Source organism: Metallibacterium scheffleri, assembly GCF_002077135.1.
GTDB lineage: Bacteria > Pseudomonadota > Gammaproteobacteria > Xanthomonadales > Rhodanobacteraceae > Metallibacterium > Metallibacterium scheffleri.
This window is the reverse complement of the sequence record NZ_LDOS01000002.1, coordinates 601443-618719: the sequence shown is the minus strand read 5'-3', so window position 1 is coordinate 618719 and position 17277 is coordinate 601443. Positions and strand designations below refer to the sequence as shown.

15 protein-coding genes are annotated in these 17277 nt (G+C 68.8%); 5 read left to right on the top strand and 10 right to left on the bottom strand.

Going from position 1 to position 17277, the window contains the following annotated elements; genetic code table 11:
- Positions 1–121 precede the first annotated feature (121 nt).
- The gene (gene rapA, locus Mschef_RS07915) at positions 122–2962 is read left to right on the top strand and encodes an RNA polymerase-associated protein RapA (protein WP_081127272.1); all 2841 of its coding nucleotides are present in this window, start codon (positions 122–124) and stop codon (positions 2960–2962) included.
- An 18-nt stretch (positions 2963–2980) separates the two neighbouring features.
- On the opposite strand, the gene Mschef_RS07910 is transcribed toward rapA, so the two are convergent.
- The 6 genes from Mschef_RS07910 to hutU form a co-directional block, all read right to left on the bottom strand.
- Positions 2981–3637 carry a rhomboid family intramembrane serine protease gene (locus Mschef_RS07910; protein WP_081127271.1) on the bottom strand — a complete coding sequence of 219 codons (657 nt, stop codon included), beginning with the start codon at positions 3635–3637 and terminating at the stop codon, positions 2981–2983.
- A gap of 320 nt (positions 3638–3957) precedes the next feature.
- On the bottom strand, positions 3958–4350 hold the full coding sequence (locus Mschef_RS07905) for a DUF6632 domain-containing protein (RefSeq protein WP_081129915.1): 393 nt from the start codon (positions 4348–4350) through the stop codon (positions 3958–3960).
- Positions 4351–4474: 124 nt separating this feature from the next.
- Complete coding sequence (locus Mschef_RS07900) at positions 4475–4978, bottom strand: cytochrome C (protein ID WP_081127270.1); 504 nt, start codon at positions 4976–4978, stop codon at positions 4475–4477.
- Positions 4979–5004: 26 nt separating this feature from the next.
- Entirely contained in the window at positions 5005–5622 is a 618-nt protein-coding gene (locus Mschef_RS07895) for a DUF1579 domain-containing protein (RefSeq protein WP_081127269.1), read from the bottom strand.
- A 128-nt stretch (positions 5623–5750) separates the two neighbouring features.
- Complete coding sequence (locus Mschef_RS07890; protein ID WP_136256338.1) at positions 5751–7577, bottom strand: SWIM zinc finger family protein; 1827 nt, start codon at positions 7575–7577, stop codon at positions 5751–5753.
- 40 nt (positions 7578–7617) lie between these two features.
- Complete coding sequence (hutU, locus tag Mschef_RS07885; RefSeq protein ID WP_081127267.1) at positions 7618–9300, bottom strand: urocanate hydratase; 1683 nt, start codon at positions 9298–9300, stop codon at positions 7618–7620.
- A 106-nt stretch (positions 9301–9406) separates the two neighbouring features.
- Between hutU and Mschef_RS07880 the strand changes: the two genes are divergently transcribed.
- Positions 9407–10330, top strand: a complete 924-nt coding sequence (locus tag Mschef_RS07880) for a CHAD domain-containing protein (protein ID WP_081127266.1) — start codon at positions 9407–9409, stop codon at positions 10328–10330.
- Between the two features lie 375 nt (positions 10331–10705).
- Here the strand turns inward: Mschef_RS07880 and Mschef_RS18265 are convergent, their stop codons facing one another.
- Positions 10706–10831 carry a hypothetical protein gene (locus tag Mschef_RS18265; RefSeq protein WP_276967684.1) on the bottom strand — a complete coding sequence of 42 codons (126 nt, stop codon included), beginning with the start codon at positions 10829–10831 and terminating at the stop codon, positions 10706–10708.
- 1 nt (position 10832) lies between these two features.
- Here Mschef_RS18265 and Mschef_RS07875 point away from each other — a divergent pair, with 1 nt between their 5' ends.
- From Mschef_RS07875 to Mschef_RS07865, 3 genes are all read left to right on the top strand, one after another.
- Positions 10833–12323 (top strand): DNA-3-methyladenine glycosylase 2, encoded by a 1491-nt coding sequence (locus tag Mschef_RS07875; protein WP_081129914.1) that lies wholly within the window; start codon positions 10833–10835, stop codon positions 12321–12323.
- A complete protein-coding gene (locus Mschef_RS07870) occupies positions 12320–12835 on the top strand; it encodes a methylated-DNA--[protein]-cysteine S-methyltransferase (RefSeq protein ID WP_081127265.1) in 516 nt (171 codons plus the stop codon). Before Mschef_RS07875 ends, Mschef_RS07870 begins: the two co-directional genes overlap by 4 nt.
- 75 nt (positions 12836–12910) lie before the next feature.
- The gene (locus Mschef_RS07865; protein WP_081127264.1) at positions 12911–13594 is read left to right on the top strand and encodes a GNAT family N-acetyltransferase; all 684 of its coding nucleotides are present in this window, start codon (positions 12911–12913) and stop codon (positions 13592–13594) included.
- 28 nt (positions 13595–13622) lie between these two features.
- Here Mschef_RS07865 and Mschef_RS07860 read toward each other — a convergent pair whose 3' ends face one another.
- From Mschef_RS07860 to Mschef_RS18095, 3 genes are all read right to left on the bottom strand, one after another.
- Entirely contained in the window at positions 13623–14324 is a 702-nt protein-coding gene (locus Mschef_RS07860) for an ABC transporter ATP-binding protein (RefSeq protein ID WP_081127263.1), read from the bottom strand.
- Positions 14325–14335: 11 nt separating this feature from the next.
- Complete coding sequence (locus tag Mschef_RS07855; protein ID WP_081127262.1) at positions 14336–15625, bottom strand: efflux RND transporter periplasmic adaptor subunit; 1290 nt, start codon at positions 15623–15625, stop codon at positions 14336–14338.
- Positions 15626–15718: 93 nt separating this feature from the next.
- Complete coding sequence (locus Mschef_RS18095; protein ID WP_242426493.1) at positions 15719–17272, bottom strand: FtsX-like permease family protein; 1554 nt, start codon at positions 17270–17272, stop codon at positions 15719–15721.
- Between the last annotated feature and the right edge of the window lie 5 nt (positions 17273–17277).

Here is a 17277-nt window from a genome sequence, read left to right as displayed (position 1 = left end):
ACGCCGCGCGCCGCATCGCAAGTGACACGCGCATACGATCGTTTTACAAGGCGGCCGCCGCCGCGCTGGCGCTGCGGCGCGGCACGCGCGGATAATCGCGCTCCCCTCTCCACGTGCTCCCATGGAACTCACCCCCGGCCAACGCTGGATTTCCTCCGCCGAACCCGAACTCGGCCTGGCCACCGTGCTGCGCATCGATGCGCGCAGCGTGCAGATGCTGTTCGCCAGGAGCGGCGTGCTGCGCCAGTACGCGCGCGAGAGCGCGCCGTTCGTGCGCGCCGAATTCCGCGTCGGCCAGCGCATCGCCGGCAAGGGCCGCAACCTGGTGATCGAACGCGTGGAAATGCGCGACGGCCTGCTGGTGTACTCCGGCGACGGCATGCAGATGCACGAGGGCGAACTCGACGACGAACAGCCGGTGTCGCAGGCCGACGAGCGCCTGATGGCCGGACGCGTGGATGCGCCGCGCGCCTTCACGTTGCGTCTCGAGGCCCTGCAGCGCCGCCAGCACGCGCGCGCCAGCGCATGCTGGGGCCTGGCCAGCGCGCGCATCGCTGCGTTGCCGCACCAGTTGCGCGTGGCCGAGGCGGCCGACGCGCGTCTCGCGCCACGCCTGTTGCTGGCGGATGAAGCCGGCCTCGGCAAGACCATCGAAGCCGGCATGATCGTGGCGCGTTTGCTGGCCAGCGGGCGCGCCGCGCGCGTGCTGGTGCTGCTGCCGGAAACCCTGCTGTCGCAGTGGTTCGTCGAGCTGCTGCGGCGCTTCAACCTGAGCTTCGCGCTGTACGACGAGGAGCGCTGCGAGGCAATCGAGTCCGCCGGCGATGCGCGCAACCCGTTCGCCGATGAACAATGCGTCCTCGCCGCGCTGGCCTGGCTGGAGGCGCACCCGCGGCGCCAGGAACAACTGCTCGCGGCCGGCTGGGACCTGCTGGTGGTGGACGAGGCGCATCACCTGGAGTGGACGCCAACCCGGATCAGCCCGCGCTACGCGCTGGTGGAGCACCTGGCCGCGGCCACGCCAGGCCTGCTGCTGCTCACCGCCACGCCCGAGCAATTGGGCCGCGAGGGCCACTTCGCGCGCCTGCGCCTGCTCGATCCGGCGCGCTATGCCAGCCTTGATGCCTGGCTCGCCGAAACCGCCGACTATCCGGCGCGCTCGACGCTGGCGTTGCACCTCGAAAACGGCGCGACGCTGGATGCCGCGCAGCACGCACGCTTGGCAGCATGGCTGGCCGATGATCCCGACTCGCTTGCTGCGCTGGATGCCTACCCAGAGGCCGGCGCCGCACAGCGCCTGCTGGATGCACTGATCGACCGCCACGGCACCGGCCGCGTGATGTTCCGCCATCGCCGCGCCAGCATCGGTGGCTTCGCGCCGCGCCAGCCGCGACGCGTATTGGTCGCGGATGGCGACGACGATGATGCGCGTCAGCGCCTGCTGGCCGAGTTCAGCGCCGACACCCAGCACGCGCCCGCGACGCTGGCGTTCGACTACACGCGCGATGCGCGCCTCGACTGGTTGCTGGGACTGCTCGACGACCACCCCGGCGAGAAATTCCTGCTGCTGTGCCACAGCGAGGCCAAGGTACTGGCGCTGGAAGCCGCGCTGCGCCTGCGCTCCGGCATCGGCGTGGCGCGCTTCCACGAAAGCCTGGGACTGCTGCAGCGCGACCGTGCCGCGGCGTGGTTCGCCGCGCCCGATGGCGCGCGCCTGTTGCTGTGCTCGGAGATCGGCTCGGAGGGCCGCAATTTCCAGTTCGCGCATCACCTGGTGTTGTGGGATCTGCCGCTGGACCCGGACCTGCTCGAGCAGCGCATCGGTCGCCTCGACCGCATCGGCCAGACGCAGACGATCCAGATCCACCACCACGCCCTGCAGGGCAGTGCCCAGCATGCGCTGGCGCGCTGGTACGACGAAGGCTGCGATGCATTCCGCAGCAGCCCGCCCGACGGCCGCGCGCTGTTGCGCCGTTTCGGTACGACGCTGCGCGAGCTGGCGCTGGCGCACGCACGCGGCGCCGAGGACGCCGATCTCGAGCTCGACGCGCTGATCGCCGAAACGCGCGCTGCGCACATCGAATCGTGCGCGGCCATCGAACACGGCCGCGACCGCCTGCTCGAGCTGGCCGCACAGCGCGCCGCGCCCGCGCAGGCCTTGCTGCACGCGCTGCAGGCCGAGGACAGCGACACCGCGCAAGCCGATTTCGCATTGCGCCTGCTGGAACACTACGGCGTGCACCACGATGCCTTCGAGGACGGCAGCGTGCTGCTGGATCCCGAATACCTGACTACCGATGCCCTGCCCGAGCTCAAGAACGGCCCGCTGCGCGCGACGTTTCAGCGCGACGTGGCCCTGGCGCGCGAGGAGCTGGCGCTGTTGCGTCTGGACCACCCGCTGCTGCAGGGCGCGCTCGACCTGCTGCTGGGCAGCGAGCTGGGCAACGCCAGTTTTCTGGTCGACGACACCCTGCCCGCGCGCAGCGCGGTGCTGCAAGCCGTGTTCGTGCTCGAATGCGTGGCCGCGCGCACGCTCGATGTCGACCGCTTCCTGCCGCCGACACCGCTACTGATCAGCATCGACAGCAAGCTGAGCGAACGCGAGGTGTTTGCGCCGGCCGACAATGCGTTGCGCCGCGCCAGCGAAAAACCGCTGGACGTCGCGCGCTACCGCAAGTTCCTCGGCCGCCTGGTGCCGCCCATGCTGGAGCGCGCGCAGCAACTCGCGCGCGCGCAGGCGGATGCGCTCGCCGCAGCCGCGCAGGCGCGCATGGGCGCCCGCCTCGATGCCGAGATCACGCGACTGCAGGCTTTGCGCCGGGTCAACCCGTCGGTGCGCGCGGACGAACTGGACGGCCTGCGCGCGCAGCGCGACGCGCTCGCCACCGCGCTGGGCAGCTCGCGCCTGCGTCTGGATGCCACGCGCTTCGTGGTCAGCCTGGATTTTCTGACCTTGAAGTAAGCGCGCGGTGCGCGCCGCTCAGCGCAGCAGACGCTGCTGCGGCTTCAGCGGCAGGCGTCCGCGCCAATACTGGATCAGCAACAGGCCACCGAACATGCCACCCAGGTGCGCGAAATGCGCCACGCCCGCCTCGGTGCCGGTGACACCCAGCACCAGTTCCAGCGCGCCATAGCCGATCACGAACAGCCACGCCGGCACCGGGATGGGCGGGAACAGCAGCATCAGGCGCACATTGGGGTACAGCATGCCGAACGCCAGCAGCAAGCCGAAGATGCCGCCGGACGCGCCGATGGTCGGATAAAAACCGCCGGTGAAAAACTTCACCACCAGCAGTTGCGCCAGTGCCGCCAGCACCGTGCACACGGTGTAGTACAGCAGGTACTTGCTGGCGCCGAACAGGCGCTCGATGGGCGGCCCGAACAGGAACAACGCCCACATGTTGAACAGGATATGCAGCCAGCCACCATGCAGAAACGCGAAGGTGATCAGTTGCCACGGCTCGAAGCCCACGGTGATGATGCGCCCGCTGGCCATCTGCGCCTGCTCGTGACCGAACGGCCACAGCGCGAAGTGCGCGATCAGGCTGTCGTTGTAGCCGCCGTAATGCTGCAGCAGGAAAATCACCACACAGGACACGATCAGCGCGCCGGTGACGGGTGGGAAATCGAACTTCATGCGCGCGCCAGCCCAGGATGCAAAGCGCGAGGGTAGCGCCTGCGCCGCGTGGCGTCATATCGATGCGCATTCAACAAGACGCGATTCTTCGAGCGAACGGCCAGGCCGTTCCGGCTCGTCCTGCTCGCGCAAGTCAGCTCGTCATCCCCGCGCAGAGCCTGCCCCCGCGAAGGCGGGGGCGGGGATCCAGCGACTTCGGGAAGCGACGGCGATGGCCTCGCGTCGACCGTCCCCGGGTTGTCGAGGCGATCCGGCTCAGCGCGAGCGCTCCGGGCTCCGCGCCGGAGAGCCGGTCGCCCTGCCGGTGACGATTGCCAAGGCTACCGCGCCACGGTTCGGGCTCCACGAGGTGCAAGCAGTGCGAGCACCGCCGCCACTGCGAATAGAGCCAATACGTCCCCCGCGAGGTGTCCCATATTGTGGTCGCCGTCGAACGACTGCACGGCCATGACCCCGCCGTGCGCGACGCTGGACCAAACGGTGAACCAGATCAGGCTGCGGTTTGCCAGGGGATCGCGCGCGGCCAGAATCAGGAAGATCCCCAGCGTTGCGTAAATGGTCACGATCATTTCGTAATAGTACGAGCGTCCCCCCGCATGCCACGACCAGCCGGAAGGCCAGAGGATGCCAAGCGGCCAGATTCCGAAAGTGAAGGTAAGCCCCACCAGCACCAGGGCGATACGCAGATATTTGATGCGATTGGCTTCAGTCATTTCCATTCTCCTCGGACCACCGGATGTCGTGCACTTCACGAATTTCCTCTCGCGTGCGCTGGACGACGAGAGCCACTGGCATGACGCGGACGTGCGCCACCGGGTTGGCACAAGCGGGCGCTGCCTACTGCGCGGGCGGCGGCCCTGGAAACTGCACCACCGCCGTCGCCACCGCGCCGCCGGGCGGCACATAGGCCGGCGCCGCAACGCCGGCCGGCCCGAGGTGGCGCACATAGCGATACACCGCGCGCAGGTCGCCGTCGCTCATCGCATGCAGGTTGAACCACGGCATCGGCGGGCGGTAGCGCGCGGTGCGTGCCAGGTGCAGCCACTGCGTTTCGCTCAACTCAGCCAGTTTCAGGCGCAGATTGCTGGCGTAGGTCGTGCCCCAGGGGCCGCTCCAGCCGAGGCTGTCGCCGGTCAGCCAGTCGCGCTCGGGCACCTGGCCATCGCGCATGGCATAGGCAGGCGTGTGGCAATCGTTGCAGCCGGCGATCTTCACCACATAGCGCCCGCGCTCGATGCTGCCGGGCTTGCCCGTTGGCGACGGCGCGGCGATCAACAGGACCGGGATCATCAGCAGCGCGCCCAGCACCAGTGCACGCACGACTCGGTATTGCTTGTTCATGGCACGACCTCCCATGGGAATGAAGTTCACAGCCGCGTGTAGTCGATCTGCATGGTTTTGCTTTCCTGCCCGGCGCGCGTTTCGTACCACTCGAACACGTAGCTGCGCGGACCGGTGATGCGCACCACCTGGCGCACCGGAATCAGCGCACCGGGCTGCGCCGGGTCGCGCATCTGGCCACGGTAGGTCCAGGTCTTGCTGGCCGCGTCGTAGTCGCCGTGGCTCACAAAAATCGCAGTGGAGCCTTCGTCCATCCAGATGTCGGTATAGCGGCCGCTGAGGTTGTCGTAACCGCTGTAGCCCAGACCCTGCATCGGCTTGCCCATGAACTGGCCACGGTGGCGCATTTCCATGAAGCGTCCGCCCAGCACCGGCCGCACCTCGGCCACGCCTTGCTCGATCCTGGGCGGCTGGCCGGGTTCCATCCACATCTGGATGTGCTCCTTCCAGCGGCCCTTGAACCAGTGCAGTTGCCGATGCTGCGGGCCGATGGCCGCCGCGCGCTCCCATGCCTGCATTGCGGCCTGTTGCGCGGCGCTGGCTGCGGGCGGAGTGTCGCTGACGGCGCTGGACGAAGCCAAGGTCAGTGCGATGACCGCTGCAAGCATGGCCATCATCGATCGGGACGAAGTGCGTGGGCGCATGATGCGTGCTCCCGCCGCCGTAGCGCGGCGCGCGGGCCATGCTAGGGCGCGGCGCGGCTGTATGCAGGTGCGCGCATGTGGGTGTTGCACGCCTGATACAACGACCTGCGCGCGTCAGGCGCGGTGCGCTACAGGCCGGCCTCGCGCAATAGCGCCATCAACTTGGGGCGGCGCGCATATTCGAGCTTGATGCGCGCGAGCGCAGGCTGCCAGCGCGCCTCGGGCAACAGTCGCGACGCGCGCTGCAGCAGGCTGACCAGCCCTGCATAGTGCGTGGCGCCGGCCTGTGGCAGATCCGCCTCGACCGCGCGCAGGTACAGTGCCCCGGCCGCTTCGGGCTGCGCGGATTGCAGGGCGCGCGCCAGTTCGACCAGCCTGACGGACATCACCGCACTGTCGGCGGCCAACGCCTGCGCTGCGGCAAGGTCGCCGTCATGCAGCAACAATCCGATGTGCTGCGTGGCCGAGTGATGCGACAGCGCGGCGACATGAGCCAGCGCGCGCGCGCGCCACTCTGGCCAGGCCTCCGCAGCGCGCCGCTTCAAGGCATCCCAACGCGTCGCGGCCGGGTGCAACTCGAACGCCTGCCAGGATTGCAGCAGCGCCTCGTCTTCCAGCCCAGCATCCTGCAGACACTCGGCCAGCGCTTCGCGTAGATCGGCATCCCGCGGAAATTTCCTTACCGCCGCCTCGCACCACGCCTGTGCTTCGCGGGCACGGTCCGCCGCGCGCAAACTGGCCAGCACTGCCAGGTACTGCACCGGGTAGCGCAAATCACGACGCAACACGCGTTGCAGCAGATCGAAATCACCGCTGGCACGCGCCAGCGCCTCGGTCATGCGGCAGGTAGCGAATACCTCGGGCTCGTAACGGCTGTGCTCGTCGGGCGGTGGCAAGCTCGCGAACGCATCCAGCACCCGCTTGGCGTAGATGGACTGCCCCTGCGTGCCCAGCACATCCCAGAAGTCATTCAACGGCAGCAGGCCCCAGCCATCGGCCCGCTGCAGCTTGTGCAAGGTCTTCGCCCAGGCTGGCGGCGGCGGCGAGGCGGCGCAGCTGTGCACCAGCAGTGCGGCCAGATCAGCCAGGCGATCGCCGATGGCGCCCGCAGAATCATCGCTGTTGGCATAGACCTTGAACAGCCGCGCCAGTGCATCGGCACAAAGCTCGCGCACATGCGCCGGATCTTCGCCAAGGCGCTGCCGCAGCGCATCGACCAGGCCATCGAGACGCAGGGCGTAGCGCAGACCTCCACGGTAGTCGAGAAATCCCCCCGGGCTCAGCAGCTTGCCCATGGCCGATTTGAGCTGCGCCGGATCGGCGGCCACCTGATGCAGGCGCAGACGCTTGTCGATGGCGTCGTCCGCGGCGGCGAGTTCCAGCAGCCAGCCGGCCAGGCATTGCGCCGGCTGCGCGTGCAGAAAGGCCGCCAGATTCGATGCCGCGGACGGCATCTGGGTGCGCGGCTGATCTCCCTGCCCCGGGCCTGTGGTCAGGTCACGCGCACGCTCGACCCTGGCGAGGCGTTCGACTTCCTTGACACGCTCGCTGCAGTCATCGGCTTCGACGACCGGCCGTTGCCGCAAATGCACCGCCGCACCCGGTTCGTCCGCATCGCGGTCGGACTCCGGCTGCGCAGGAGACAGACCTTCGCGCGCCGTGAGCGCCGCCGCCACCAGATGCTTGCAGAAACTGCCGTCGTCCGCGGCCGGGCACGCGCAATCCCAGCGCCAGCCAGCAGCCTCGCGCCGTAGCCACAATGCGTATCTGCGGCTGCCTTGCGCCCAGCCGCTCAGCGCCTCCGCCGACTGCGCATCGATATGGATACGCCGCATGCGCCAATAATCGCGTCCACGTGCGAACGCGGCGCCACCGGCCAGTTTTCTCAGCTCGGTATCGCGCAGGTCCGGGGCGGCCTCGATCGCGCCGACTGGCACAGATTTTTTTCCGGGCATGGACTCATGCTTCCTTTGCGGCACATCCGCGCGGTGCGATTCAGCGCATGCCCGACTGCATCGGCAGTTTCAGCCCACGCTCGCGCGCGCAGGCGATGGCATCGGGGTAGCCGGCATCGGCGTGGCGCATCACGCCGCTGCCGGGATCGTTCCACAGCACGCGCGCGATGCGCGCATCGGCCTCGACGCTGCCATCGCAGACGATCACCACGCCGGCGTGCTGGGCGTAGCCCATGCCGACGCCGCCGCCGTGGTGGAAGCTGACCCAGCTGGCGCCGCTGACGGCGTTGAGCAGGCAGTTGAGGATCGGCCAGTCGGACACGGCATCGGAGCCGTCGCGCATGGCCTCGGTCTCGCGGTTGGGGCTGGCGACGCTGCCGGAATCGAGATGGTCGCGGCCGATCACGATCGGCGCCTTCAGCTCGCCTGATCGCACCATGGCGTTGAACGCCAGGCCCAGCCGGTGGCGGTCGCCCAGGCCCACCCAGCAGATGCGCGCCGGCAGGCCCTGGAACGCGATGCGCTCGCCGGCCATGTCCAGCCAGTGGTGCAGGTGCGCATCGTCGGGCAGCAGCTCGCGCACCTTGGCGTCGGTCTTGCGGATGTCCTCCGGGTCGCCCGACAGCGCCACCCAGCGAAACGGCCCCTTGCCGCGGCAGAACAGATGGCGCATGTACGCCGGCACGAAACCGGGGAAATCGAAGGCGCGCGCGCAGCCTTGGTCCAGCGCCATCTGGCGGATGTTGTTGCCGTAGTCGAAGGTCGGCACGCCGGCATCCTTGAACGCCAGCATCGCCTCGACGTGCACGCGCATGGATTTCTTGGCCGCGTCGCGTACGCCCTCGGGATCGGCGACGCGGCGCTCGGCCCACTGTTCCAGCGTCCAGCCGATCGGCAGGTAGCCGTTGAGCGGATCGTGCGCGCTGGTCTGGTCGGTGACGGCGTCCGGGCGCACGCCGCGGCGCACCAGTTCGGGCAGCACTTCGGCGGCATTGCCCAGCAGCGCGATGGACTTGGCCGCGCCGGCCTGCGTGTAGCGCGCGATGCGCGCCAGTGCGTCGTCGATGTCGGCCGCCTGCTCGTCCACGTAGCGCGTGCGCAGGCGGAAGTCGATGCGCGACTGCTGGCACTCGATGGTGAGCGAGCACGCGCCGGCCATGCTCGCCGCCAGCGGCTGCGCGGCGCCCATGCCACCCAGCCCGGCGGTGAGGATCCAGCGCCCCTCGAGGCTGCCGTTGTAATGCTGGTTGCCCAATTCGACGAAGGTTTCGTAGGTGCCCTGCACGATCCCCTGGCTGGCAATGTAGATCCACGAGCCCGCGGTCATCTGCCCGAACATCATCAGGCCCTTGCGGTCGAGCTCGTGGAAGTGCTCCCACGTCGCCCAGTGCGGCACCAGATTGGAGTTGGCGATCAGCACGCGCGGCGCATCGGTGTGGGTGCGGAACACGCCGACCGGTTTGCCCGACTGCACCAGCAGGGTCTCGTCCTCATTCAACTCACGCAGCGCCTGCAGGATCGCGTCGAAGCACTCCCAGTTGCGCGCGGCGCGGCCGATGCCGCCATAGACCACCAGCTCGGCCGGATTCTCGGCCACCTCGGCGTCGAGGTTATTCTGGATCATGCGGTAGGCCGCCTCGATGACCCAGTTCTTGCAGGTCTTCTGCGGCCCGCGCGGCGCGCGGATGTGACGGCTGGGATCGCGGCGGGTGAAGGTGCTCATCGCAGGCTCCGGCAGATGAAATGACGCCGCATTATGCGCCGCGCAGCACGCTCTCGCGGCCTTGCGCTACGCTCGCACGGTTGCCTCGCCGGGAATCGCAAAGCGCATGGCCTTCGTGCTCAGACTCGACCGCGATCCCGGCGCCGAACTGGCGCGCGTCATGCGCTTAGAGGTGGACAGCGCGCTGCGCCTGCTCGCGGTGACGCCGCGCGATGCCAGCGCATTCCGCACCGCCATCCACGACGCGCGCCGCGCCCTGCGCCGCTGCCGCGCGGCGCTGCGGCTGTTGCCGCCCGCTCTCGCCATCGACACGCTGGCGCAGCCGTTGCGCGCCGCCGGACGCGCGCTGTCGGCGCTGCGCGACGCGCAGGCGCTGCTGGAAACCCTCGCGCAATTGCAGCAACAGCAACCTGCCTTGCTGGGCAGCGCCCATCCCGCGCTGCTGCAACGGCTGGCGCGTCAGGTGCGTGCCGGCGAACATCGGCATGTTGCGGATGTGCTGGTTGCCCGCGCGGCGTTGCAAGCACTCGTCGTGACCTTGACCGATTGGCAACCCCGAATCGATCACGCGCAGCTCTGGCGTGGCCTGCGCCGCGGCAACGCGCGTGCGGCGCGCGCCGCGCATGATGCCGCGCGTGAGCGCGCCGACGACGCCAGCCTGCACCGCTGGCGCCGGCGCATGCGCGAGCACGCACTGCAACTGGAACTGCTCAGCGCTGCGTGGCCGCAGGTCTTGGCTGGCGAGGTGGCCGAACGCAAACGCCTGGCGCGCATGCTCGGCCACTGGCGCGACCTCGGCGTCCTGCAGATCCATGTGCGCCGCTTGCGCAGTCAGCGCCTCGGACGCCTGCGCCGTGACAGCTTGATGCAGCGACTGCGCGGCGCGCACGCACAGCTGCTGCAGGATGCCTTCATGCTGGGTGCGCGCGTGCATGCCGAATCGCCGCGCGCGCTCGCGGCGCGCATCGCGCGTTATCACGCGGCGGCGCCGGCGGGAAACGCCGCACATCCGCAGCGCGGGTCATCGTGAGGTCATTGCAACGTGTCGCCCGAACCCTGGATTCCTGCCCCCGCCTTCGCGGGGGCAGGCTCTGCGCGGGAATGACGCAGGGGTGAGGGAATGACGAAGGACACGGGGATAACGAAAGGCACGGGAATGACGAGGGGTACGGAAATGATGATGCAGAACCAGCGGCAGGTCTGCGCAAGGTCCGCCCGCGCGCAGGCGTTGGCAGGCACGCGGTTGCAGCCGCGATGCGACGCGCGATCCACGCCGTCCGCCGCACGCGGGTCAACCCAGGCGCACGCCGCGCGTTGATGGTCTGAGCGCCACCTTGGCCCGGCCCATCCCCTCATTGCGCAGGACGCGCACCCTGCGGGCCCCGGTGGCGCTCGCTTTGCCACGTCATCCCGGCGCGTATCCATCGATGCGCGGCGCGGCGGCGGCGGCGACGACGCCAACGAGGCCTGCGGCACTGCCGTCCGAAAATGGCCAGTCACGCAGCGCCGCCAGTGCTAGCGTGCGCAGCATGATGCGCGATCCGGCCACGCCCGAACTGCCCGACTTGCAGACCTGCGAGCAGGCGCGGCTGAGCCGCGATGCGCGCTTCGACGGCCTGTTCTTCACCGCCGTCACCAGCACCGGCATTTATTGCCGGCCGGTGTGTCCCGCGCCGCCACCGCGGCGCGACAACATCCGCTATTACGCCAACGCGGCAGCAGCCGAGGCCGCGGGCTTCCGTCCCTGCCTGCGCTGCCGGCCCGAACTGGCACCGCACGGCGACGTGCTGCGCCATGGCGACAGCCACATCGCGCAGGCGCTGCGCCTGATCGACGCCGGCGTGCTGGAGCAGCACTCGCTGGCCGAGCTGGCGCGGCAACTCGCGCTCAGCGACCGCCAGTTGCGGCGCCTGTTCGTCGCGCGCCTCGGCGCCACGCCGATGCAGGTGCACGCCACGCGGCGGTTGCTGTTCGCCAAGCAACTGCTCGGCGCAACCGCGCTGCCGATCACGCAGATCGCACTGGCCTCGGGCTTTCGCAGCCTGCGGCGCTTCAACGCCGCGTTCCAGTCGGCCTATCGGCTGGCGCCGCGCACGCTGCGCAAGCACCCCGACGCAAGCGCGCGCGCGGGCGAACCGCTGCGGCTGCGACTCGGCTACCGCCCGCCGTACGATTTTGCGGCGCTGCTGGATTTTCTGCGCGCACGTGCCCTGCCCGGGCTGGAGCAGGTCGATGCGGTTTCTTATGCGCGTGCGATCGGCAGCGCCGAACGGCCCGCATGGTTGCAGGTGAGCGCCAGCGGCGATGGCGCGCACGCGTTGCACCTGGCGCTGCACGGCGTGGCCCCGGCCGATCTGCAGGCCGTGGTCACGCGCGTGCGGCGCATGTTCGATCTGGACGCGGACCCGCATGCGATCGCCGCAGTGCTGACGCGCGATGCGCAGTTGCGTCCGCTGCTGCGTCGCCATCCGGGCCTGCGCCTGCCGGGCGCATGGGATGGCTTCGAGTTGGCGGTGCGCGCGGTGCTCGGACAGCAAATCAGCGTGGCCGCGGCACGCACCCTGGCGCTGCGCCTGCTGCACGCGCATGGGCCGCGTGTCGTTTTCGCCGATGCGCCCATGCTCACGCATCTGTTTCCCGGCGCCGCGCGCGTGGCGGACATCGATCCCGCCACGCTGGGCGTGACGCGCATGCGCGCGGCGACGCTGCACGCGCTGGCCTGCGCGGTACGCGACGGCGCGCTGGATTTTGCATCGGCGCACAGCCTCGATGCGTGGCAGGCGCGCTGTACCGCGCTACCCGGCATCGGTACGTGGACCGCGCAGTACATCGCGTTGCGCGCGCTGTCGCACCCGGACGCGTTTCCGGCCAATGATCTGGTCTTGCGCCGCGCCGCCGCGAACGGCGCGCACGCGCTCAGTGCCAAAGCCCTGGGCGCGCGCGCGGAGTCCTGGCGACCGTGGCGCGCCTACGCCGTCATCCACCTCTGGCGCCACGCCACACGCTCCGGGACATCCACATGACCCACACCACGCCCAACCTCGCCACGCTGTGCTTCGACATCATGCCGACGCCGGTCGGACCGCTGCGCCTGATCGCCGACGCCAGCGGTCTGCGCCGCATCTGCTTCGAGCACGAGCGGCACCCGCGCGCGGACGACACTGCAGGTCATCGCGACCCGTCCCGGCTGGCGCCGGTGCGCGCGCAGTTGCAGCAATACTTCGACGGTGCGCGGCGCGAGTTCGATCTGCCGCTGCACCCGCTCGGCACGCCGTTCCAGTTGCAGGTGTGGAACGCGCTGCGCGGCATCGCCTACGGCACCACGATCAGCTATGCGGAGCTGGCCACGCGCATCGGCAACCCGGCCGCGCGGCGCGCGGTGGGCGCCGCCAACGGCCGCAATCCGCTGCCGATCGTGGTGCCCTGCCACCGCGTCATCGGCCGTGACGGCAGCCTGGTCGGTTTCGGCGGCGGACTCGAGGTCAAGCGCGCGCTGCTCGCGCTCGAAGGCAATGCGGCTTTCGTCCTGCACTGACGCACCTGCGACGGCACAGCGTGCAGGAGGCTTGCGCGCGCACCGGTTGCATCTTCTTACCGCGAACTCATCACCATGTCCGACCTGCACCTGCTCGACAACATCATCTGGAACACGCTGTCCGGCACGCAGGCCGGATTCGCCGCGGGCACCGCGCAGGCGCGCCGCTACGCGCGCGGATTCTCGCCCATCGCCGGCTTCGCCGAGGCCGAGTCCCCCGACTTCGACGCGTTGGCGCCGTTTTGCGCAGCCGGCGAGCGCTTGTATTGCGATCGCTGGTCAGGCAAGGCGCCGCCGGGCTGGCAGATCGACGCCGAATCCACCATGTTCAAGATGGTGTGGGATGCGCCGATCCCCGCGCATGACCCCGCGAGCGACGCCGTGCCGCTGCGCCCCGAGCACGCCGCACAAGCCCTGACCCTGGCCGCGCAGACGCAGCCTGGACCTTTCGGCCTGCGCACGCCGGAGCTTGGCGACTACTTCGGCTACTTTGATGGCGAACGGCTGGTCGCGATGGCCGGCGAGCGTTTCCAGGCCGGTACGCTGCGCGAGATCAGTGGCGTCTGCACGCACCCTGATTTCCAGGGCCGCGGCATGGCACGGCGGCTGATGCTCAAGCTGGTGCGTCGCGAGATGCTGCGCGGCGAACAGCCCTTCCTGCACGTGATGCGTGCGAATGTACACGCCCGCGCGCTGTACCAGCGCATGGGCTTTCGCGACTACCTGGAAACCGTCGTGCGCGTGGTGTCGCTGCGCTGAAACTCGGCGCTGCGACGCGGGCGGCGCGTCACGCGGCCTGCTGCACCGCCGCCTGCACGCGGCCATCGAGCATGTGCACGATGCGCTGCGCGCGCGCGGCCAGGCTCGCGTCGTGGGTGACCATGCAAATCGTCGCGCCGGCCGTGTGCAGCTCGGCGAACAGTTGCATCACCGTCTCGGCGTTCTGCGAGTCCAGGTTGCCGGTCGGCTCGTCGGCGAGGATCAGGTCGGGCTGCCCGACCAGCGCGCGCGCGATCGCCACGCGCTGCTGCTGGCCGCCGGAGAGCTGGTGCGGGAAATGCTTCAGGCGCTGCGCCAGACCGACGCGCTGCAGCGACTCCTCGGCGCGGCGGTGCCGCTCGGCCTTGTTCACGCCGCCGCGAAACTTCAGCGGCAGGCCGACGTTGTCCAGCACGCTCAGATCGCCGATCAGGTTGAAGCTCTGGAACACGAAGCCGATGTGCTGGTTGCGCACCGTGGCGCGCGCGTCGCCGTTCAAGGTGCCGACATCGCGCCCGGCCAGCCGGTAACTGCCCTGCTCGAAGCCGGTCAGCAGCCCCAGCACCGCCATCAGCGTGGACTTGCCGCAACCCGACGGCCCCGACACCGCGACGAACTCGCCCTTCTCGATGCGCAGGTCCACGCCGCGCAACGCGTACGTGTCCACCTCCTCGGTGCTGAAGCGCTTGCTGATGCCGGTCAGGTCGATCACGGGTGGCGTGGCGTTCATGGCGGACTCCTTCAGTGCAGTTCGAGGGCATGGTCCCCGGCATACGCCGAGGTGTCGGACAGAATCACTTGTTCGCCCGGCGCCAAACCGGACAGCACCTGGATGCGGTCCACCGAGCCGAGGCCGAAGCGCACGTTCTGGCGCATGGCGCGATTCGATCCCGGCGCCAGCACGAACACCGCGGCGGTGCTGTTGGCGTGCACGTTGGCCGGGCGCGGCACGCTCAGCGCATCGGGCAACTGGGCGATGCGGATCGCGGCGTCGACACTCTGATCGACGCGGCCGCCGGGCGGTTGCTTGAGCAAACGCACGTCCACGGTGACCAGACCATCCTTGACCTTGGGATCGACGCGCAGCACGCGGCCGGGGATCTTGTCCTGGCGCGGATCGATCAGCGCCGGCAGGCCGGGCTGCACGCTGGCGGCGTCGTACTGGCTGACCTGCACCTGCGCCATCAGCGCGGCCGGGTTGGTCACCCGCGCCAGGTTCTTGCCCTGCGCCACTTCCTCGCCGGTCTCGGCATCGAGCTGCTCGACCTGCCCGGCCACCGGCGCGCGCACGGTCAAGCCCGCCAGCTCCTGCTGCTTGAGATCGGCCAGCGCCTTGTCCTGGCGCACGCGCTCGCGCTCGGCGGCCATCAGCGAAGCATTGCCCGATTGCAGCCTGGCCAGGCGCTCCTTCTCGAACGCCAGTTGCTGCTGCAGGAGCTTGAACTTCAGCTGCTCGTCGTCGTACGTGAACTTCGGCACGATGCCCTGCGCGGCCAGCGTGGCATCCGCCTTCAGGTGCATCGCCGCGCTTTCCACATTGACCTTCATCGCCTCGATGCTGGAGCGCTGCGCCAGCACCGTACTTTCCTGAGACTGCTGCTTGGCCAGCAGGTCGGCCCGCGCCGCGGCGTAGTCGGCCAGCGCGCTCTGCGCGGCGTTGGCCACCTGCGGATTGGAGAGTTTCAGCAACGGCGCGCCAAGCGCCACGGCCTGCCCCGGCTCGACATACCTGGCCTCGACGATGCCGGACGCCGGCGCCGCCACCCAGCGCGACTCCGCCGGCACCAGCTTGCCCGCGGCCTGCACCTGCACCACGAACGGCCCGCGCGTCACCGTGCCCAGCCATACCTCGGAACGCGCTACTTGCGCCACGCCCGGCGCGCTCAGCCGCCACGCCCACGCCGCCAGCACGATCAAGGCAGCGGCCGCGACCAGCGCCCAAGTGAGCCGGCGCCGCCACCACGGCGTGTGCACCGGCCCGCGGCGCACGTCCATGGTCTCGAACAGGTCCGGGCGCGGGGCATCGTTCATCGGCACGGGCAGTCCCTGCGGCGCCCGCGCAAGGCGGGCCTGCCGCGCACCCTCGCGCGCGTCGCGGATGGCGTCAAGCTGCTGCGAGGCGGCTCAAAGCTCATGCAGCAACTCCGCCACTTCCAGGCGATACACGGAGCGGCTGGATACCAACGCCGAGATCACGGCCACCAGCAGCAAGATGCCGACCACAAGCAACACCAGCAGCGCATCGCGCAACGTCATCGCGTACAGATAGCGCTGCAGAAAACGCATCGCATACACGCCCGCGGCGCTGCCCAAGATCAGGCCGAGCGCGACTAGCGTCACGCCGCGGCGCACGCTCCAACCGACGACGTGCGCGGGACGCGCGCCCAGTGCCATCCAGATCGCATGCGTTTGCCGGCGCAGCGCCACGTCATAAGCCAGCGCTGCGTAAATACCCAACACCACGACGAGTAGTGCCACCAGTCCGGCGATTCCCAGGGTCTTGGCGATCGTCTTACGCGAGGCGTAGTAGCCTTGCAGGCTGACGCTCATCGGCGTCACATCCGCATCCGGCAACTGCGGCATGGTGCGATGCAATGCGGCGCTGACAGCATGCGCCAACGCTGACGTCGCGTGCGCGCCCGTGCTGGCAATAGTCATTTCGAGGTACGGCCCAGCCTGCGCCGGGTAACGAAAGTACACATAAGGCACGGGCGGTTGCGCGGGGTCATCGGCGCGTATGTCCGATACAACACCAGCAATGCGATAAATCTGCCCTTCGATTCGCATATCCTCGTCGATTGGCATGCCCTGAGCGCCCATGTATTTGTTCACGAACGCGCGATTGACCATCACGACGTTTTGCTGGCCTGACGGATAAGCTGAAAACGGACGCCCGAGCAGTTGCTTCATGCCCATGATCTGAAAGTAATCATCTGCGACGGTCGTCAGTGATACCGGGTCCGCCTGCGTAGCGTTGGCAATGTGCGCGTTGGTGCTCATCGAGATGCCATCGAATGGGACCTTGGTGCTGAAACTCGCCCCGGCAACGCCTGGCACGGTATTCACGGCGTGCCGCAATGTATCCAGTATGCCCAGCGGCGCGTTGAAATCGGGCTTCTTCAGCACCTGCGAAAAATCGAGTTGCGCGACCAAGTATCGGGACGAATCGAAGCCCAGATTGGTCTGTTGCAGCGTAATCAGCGAGCGTAATACGAACAGCGATGCGATCAGCAGTGCCGTTGAGATCGCCACCTGCAACATCACCAACGCACTGCGCAGATGCCCTTGACCACGCGTTTCCAAACGCCGCGCAGCCAGATACTCGATGAGCCGACGCGCATCCAGCGCCAACATGGGCGCGAAGCCAATCACGAGCGTTGCGCCAACTACCAGCAGCAGCGCATACATCGCGACGCGCCAGTCAAGCAGTGGCAATTTGCCGGCGAGCGCGGACCAGTGCATCAGCCAAGCCGACAGCACGATACTGAGCAGCAGCCCGATCACGCCTGCGATGACGCCGATCAGCAAACCTTCGGCCAAACCGGGTAATGCACGTTGCCACCAGCGCGCGCCCAGCGCCATCGACACAGCCTGATCGCGTACCCGTTTGAGTGCACGCACCAAGAACAAGCTGACCACGTTGGCCAGCACGATCAATACGACGAACAGTGAAGCCACCCATA

Bases quoted from the DNA above. Each gene is read 5' to 3' on its own strand.
- Mschef_RS07900 (WP_081127270.1), bottom strand. From the start codon at position 4,978: ATGAACAAGCAATACCGAGTCGTGCGTGCACTGGTGCTGGGCGCGCTG.
- Mschef_RS07895 (WP_081127269.1), bottom strand. From the start codon at position 5,622: ATGCGCCCACGCACTTCGTCCCGATCGATGATGGCCATGCTTGCAGCG.
- rapA (WP_081127272.1), top strand. From the start codon at position 122: ATGGAACTCACCCCCGGCCAACGCTGGATTTCCTCCGCCGAACCCGAA.
- Mschef_RS07860 (WP_081127263.1), bottom strand. From the start codon at position 14,324: ATGAACGCCACGCCACCCGTGATCGACCTGACCGGCATCAGCAAGCGC.
- Mschef_RS07870 (WP_081127265.1), top strand. From the start codon at position 12,320: ATGACCCACACCACGCCCAACCTCGCCACGCTGTGCTTCGACATCATG.
- Mschef_RS07880 (WP_081127266.1), top strand. From the start codon at position 9,407: ATGGCCTTCGTGCTCAGACTCGACCGCGATCCCGGCGCCGAACTGGCG.
- Mschef_RS07875 (WP_081129914.1), top strand. From the start codon at position 10,833: ATGCGCGATCCGGCCACGCCCGAACTGCCCGACTTGCAGACCTGCGAG.
- Mschef_RS07865 (WP_081127264.1), top strand. From the start codon at position 12,911: ATGTCCGACCTGCACCTGCTCGACAACATCATCTGGAACACGCTGTCC.
- Mschef_RS07855 (WP_081127262.1), bottom strand. From the start codon at position 15,625: ATGAACGATGCCCCGCGCCCGGACCTGTTCGAGACCATGGACGTGCGC.
- Mschef_RS07905 (WP_081129915.1), bottom strand. From the start codon at position 4,350: ATGACTGAAGCCAATCGCATCAAATATCTGCGTATCGCCCTGGTGCTG.
- Mschef_RS18265 (WP_276967684.1), bottom strand. From the start codon at position 10,831: ATGCTGCGCACGCTAGCACTGGCGGCGCTGCGTGACTGGCCATTTTCG.
- Mschef_RS07890 (WP_136256338.1), bottom strand. From the start codon at position 7,577: ATGCCCGGAAAAAAATCTGTGCCAGTCGGCGCGATCGAGGCCGCCCCG.
- hutU (WP_081127267.1), bottom strand. From the start codon at position 9,300: ATGAGCACCTTCACCCGCCGCGATCCCAGCCGTCACATCCGCGCGCCG.
- Mschef_RS07910 (WP_081127271.1), bottom strand. From the start codon at position 3,637: ATGAAGTTCGATTTCCCACCCGTCACCGGCGCGCTGATCGTGTCCTGT.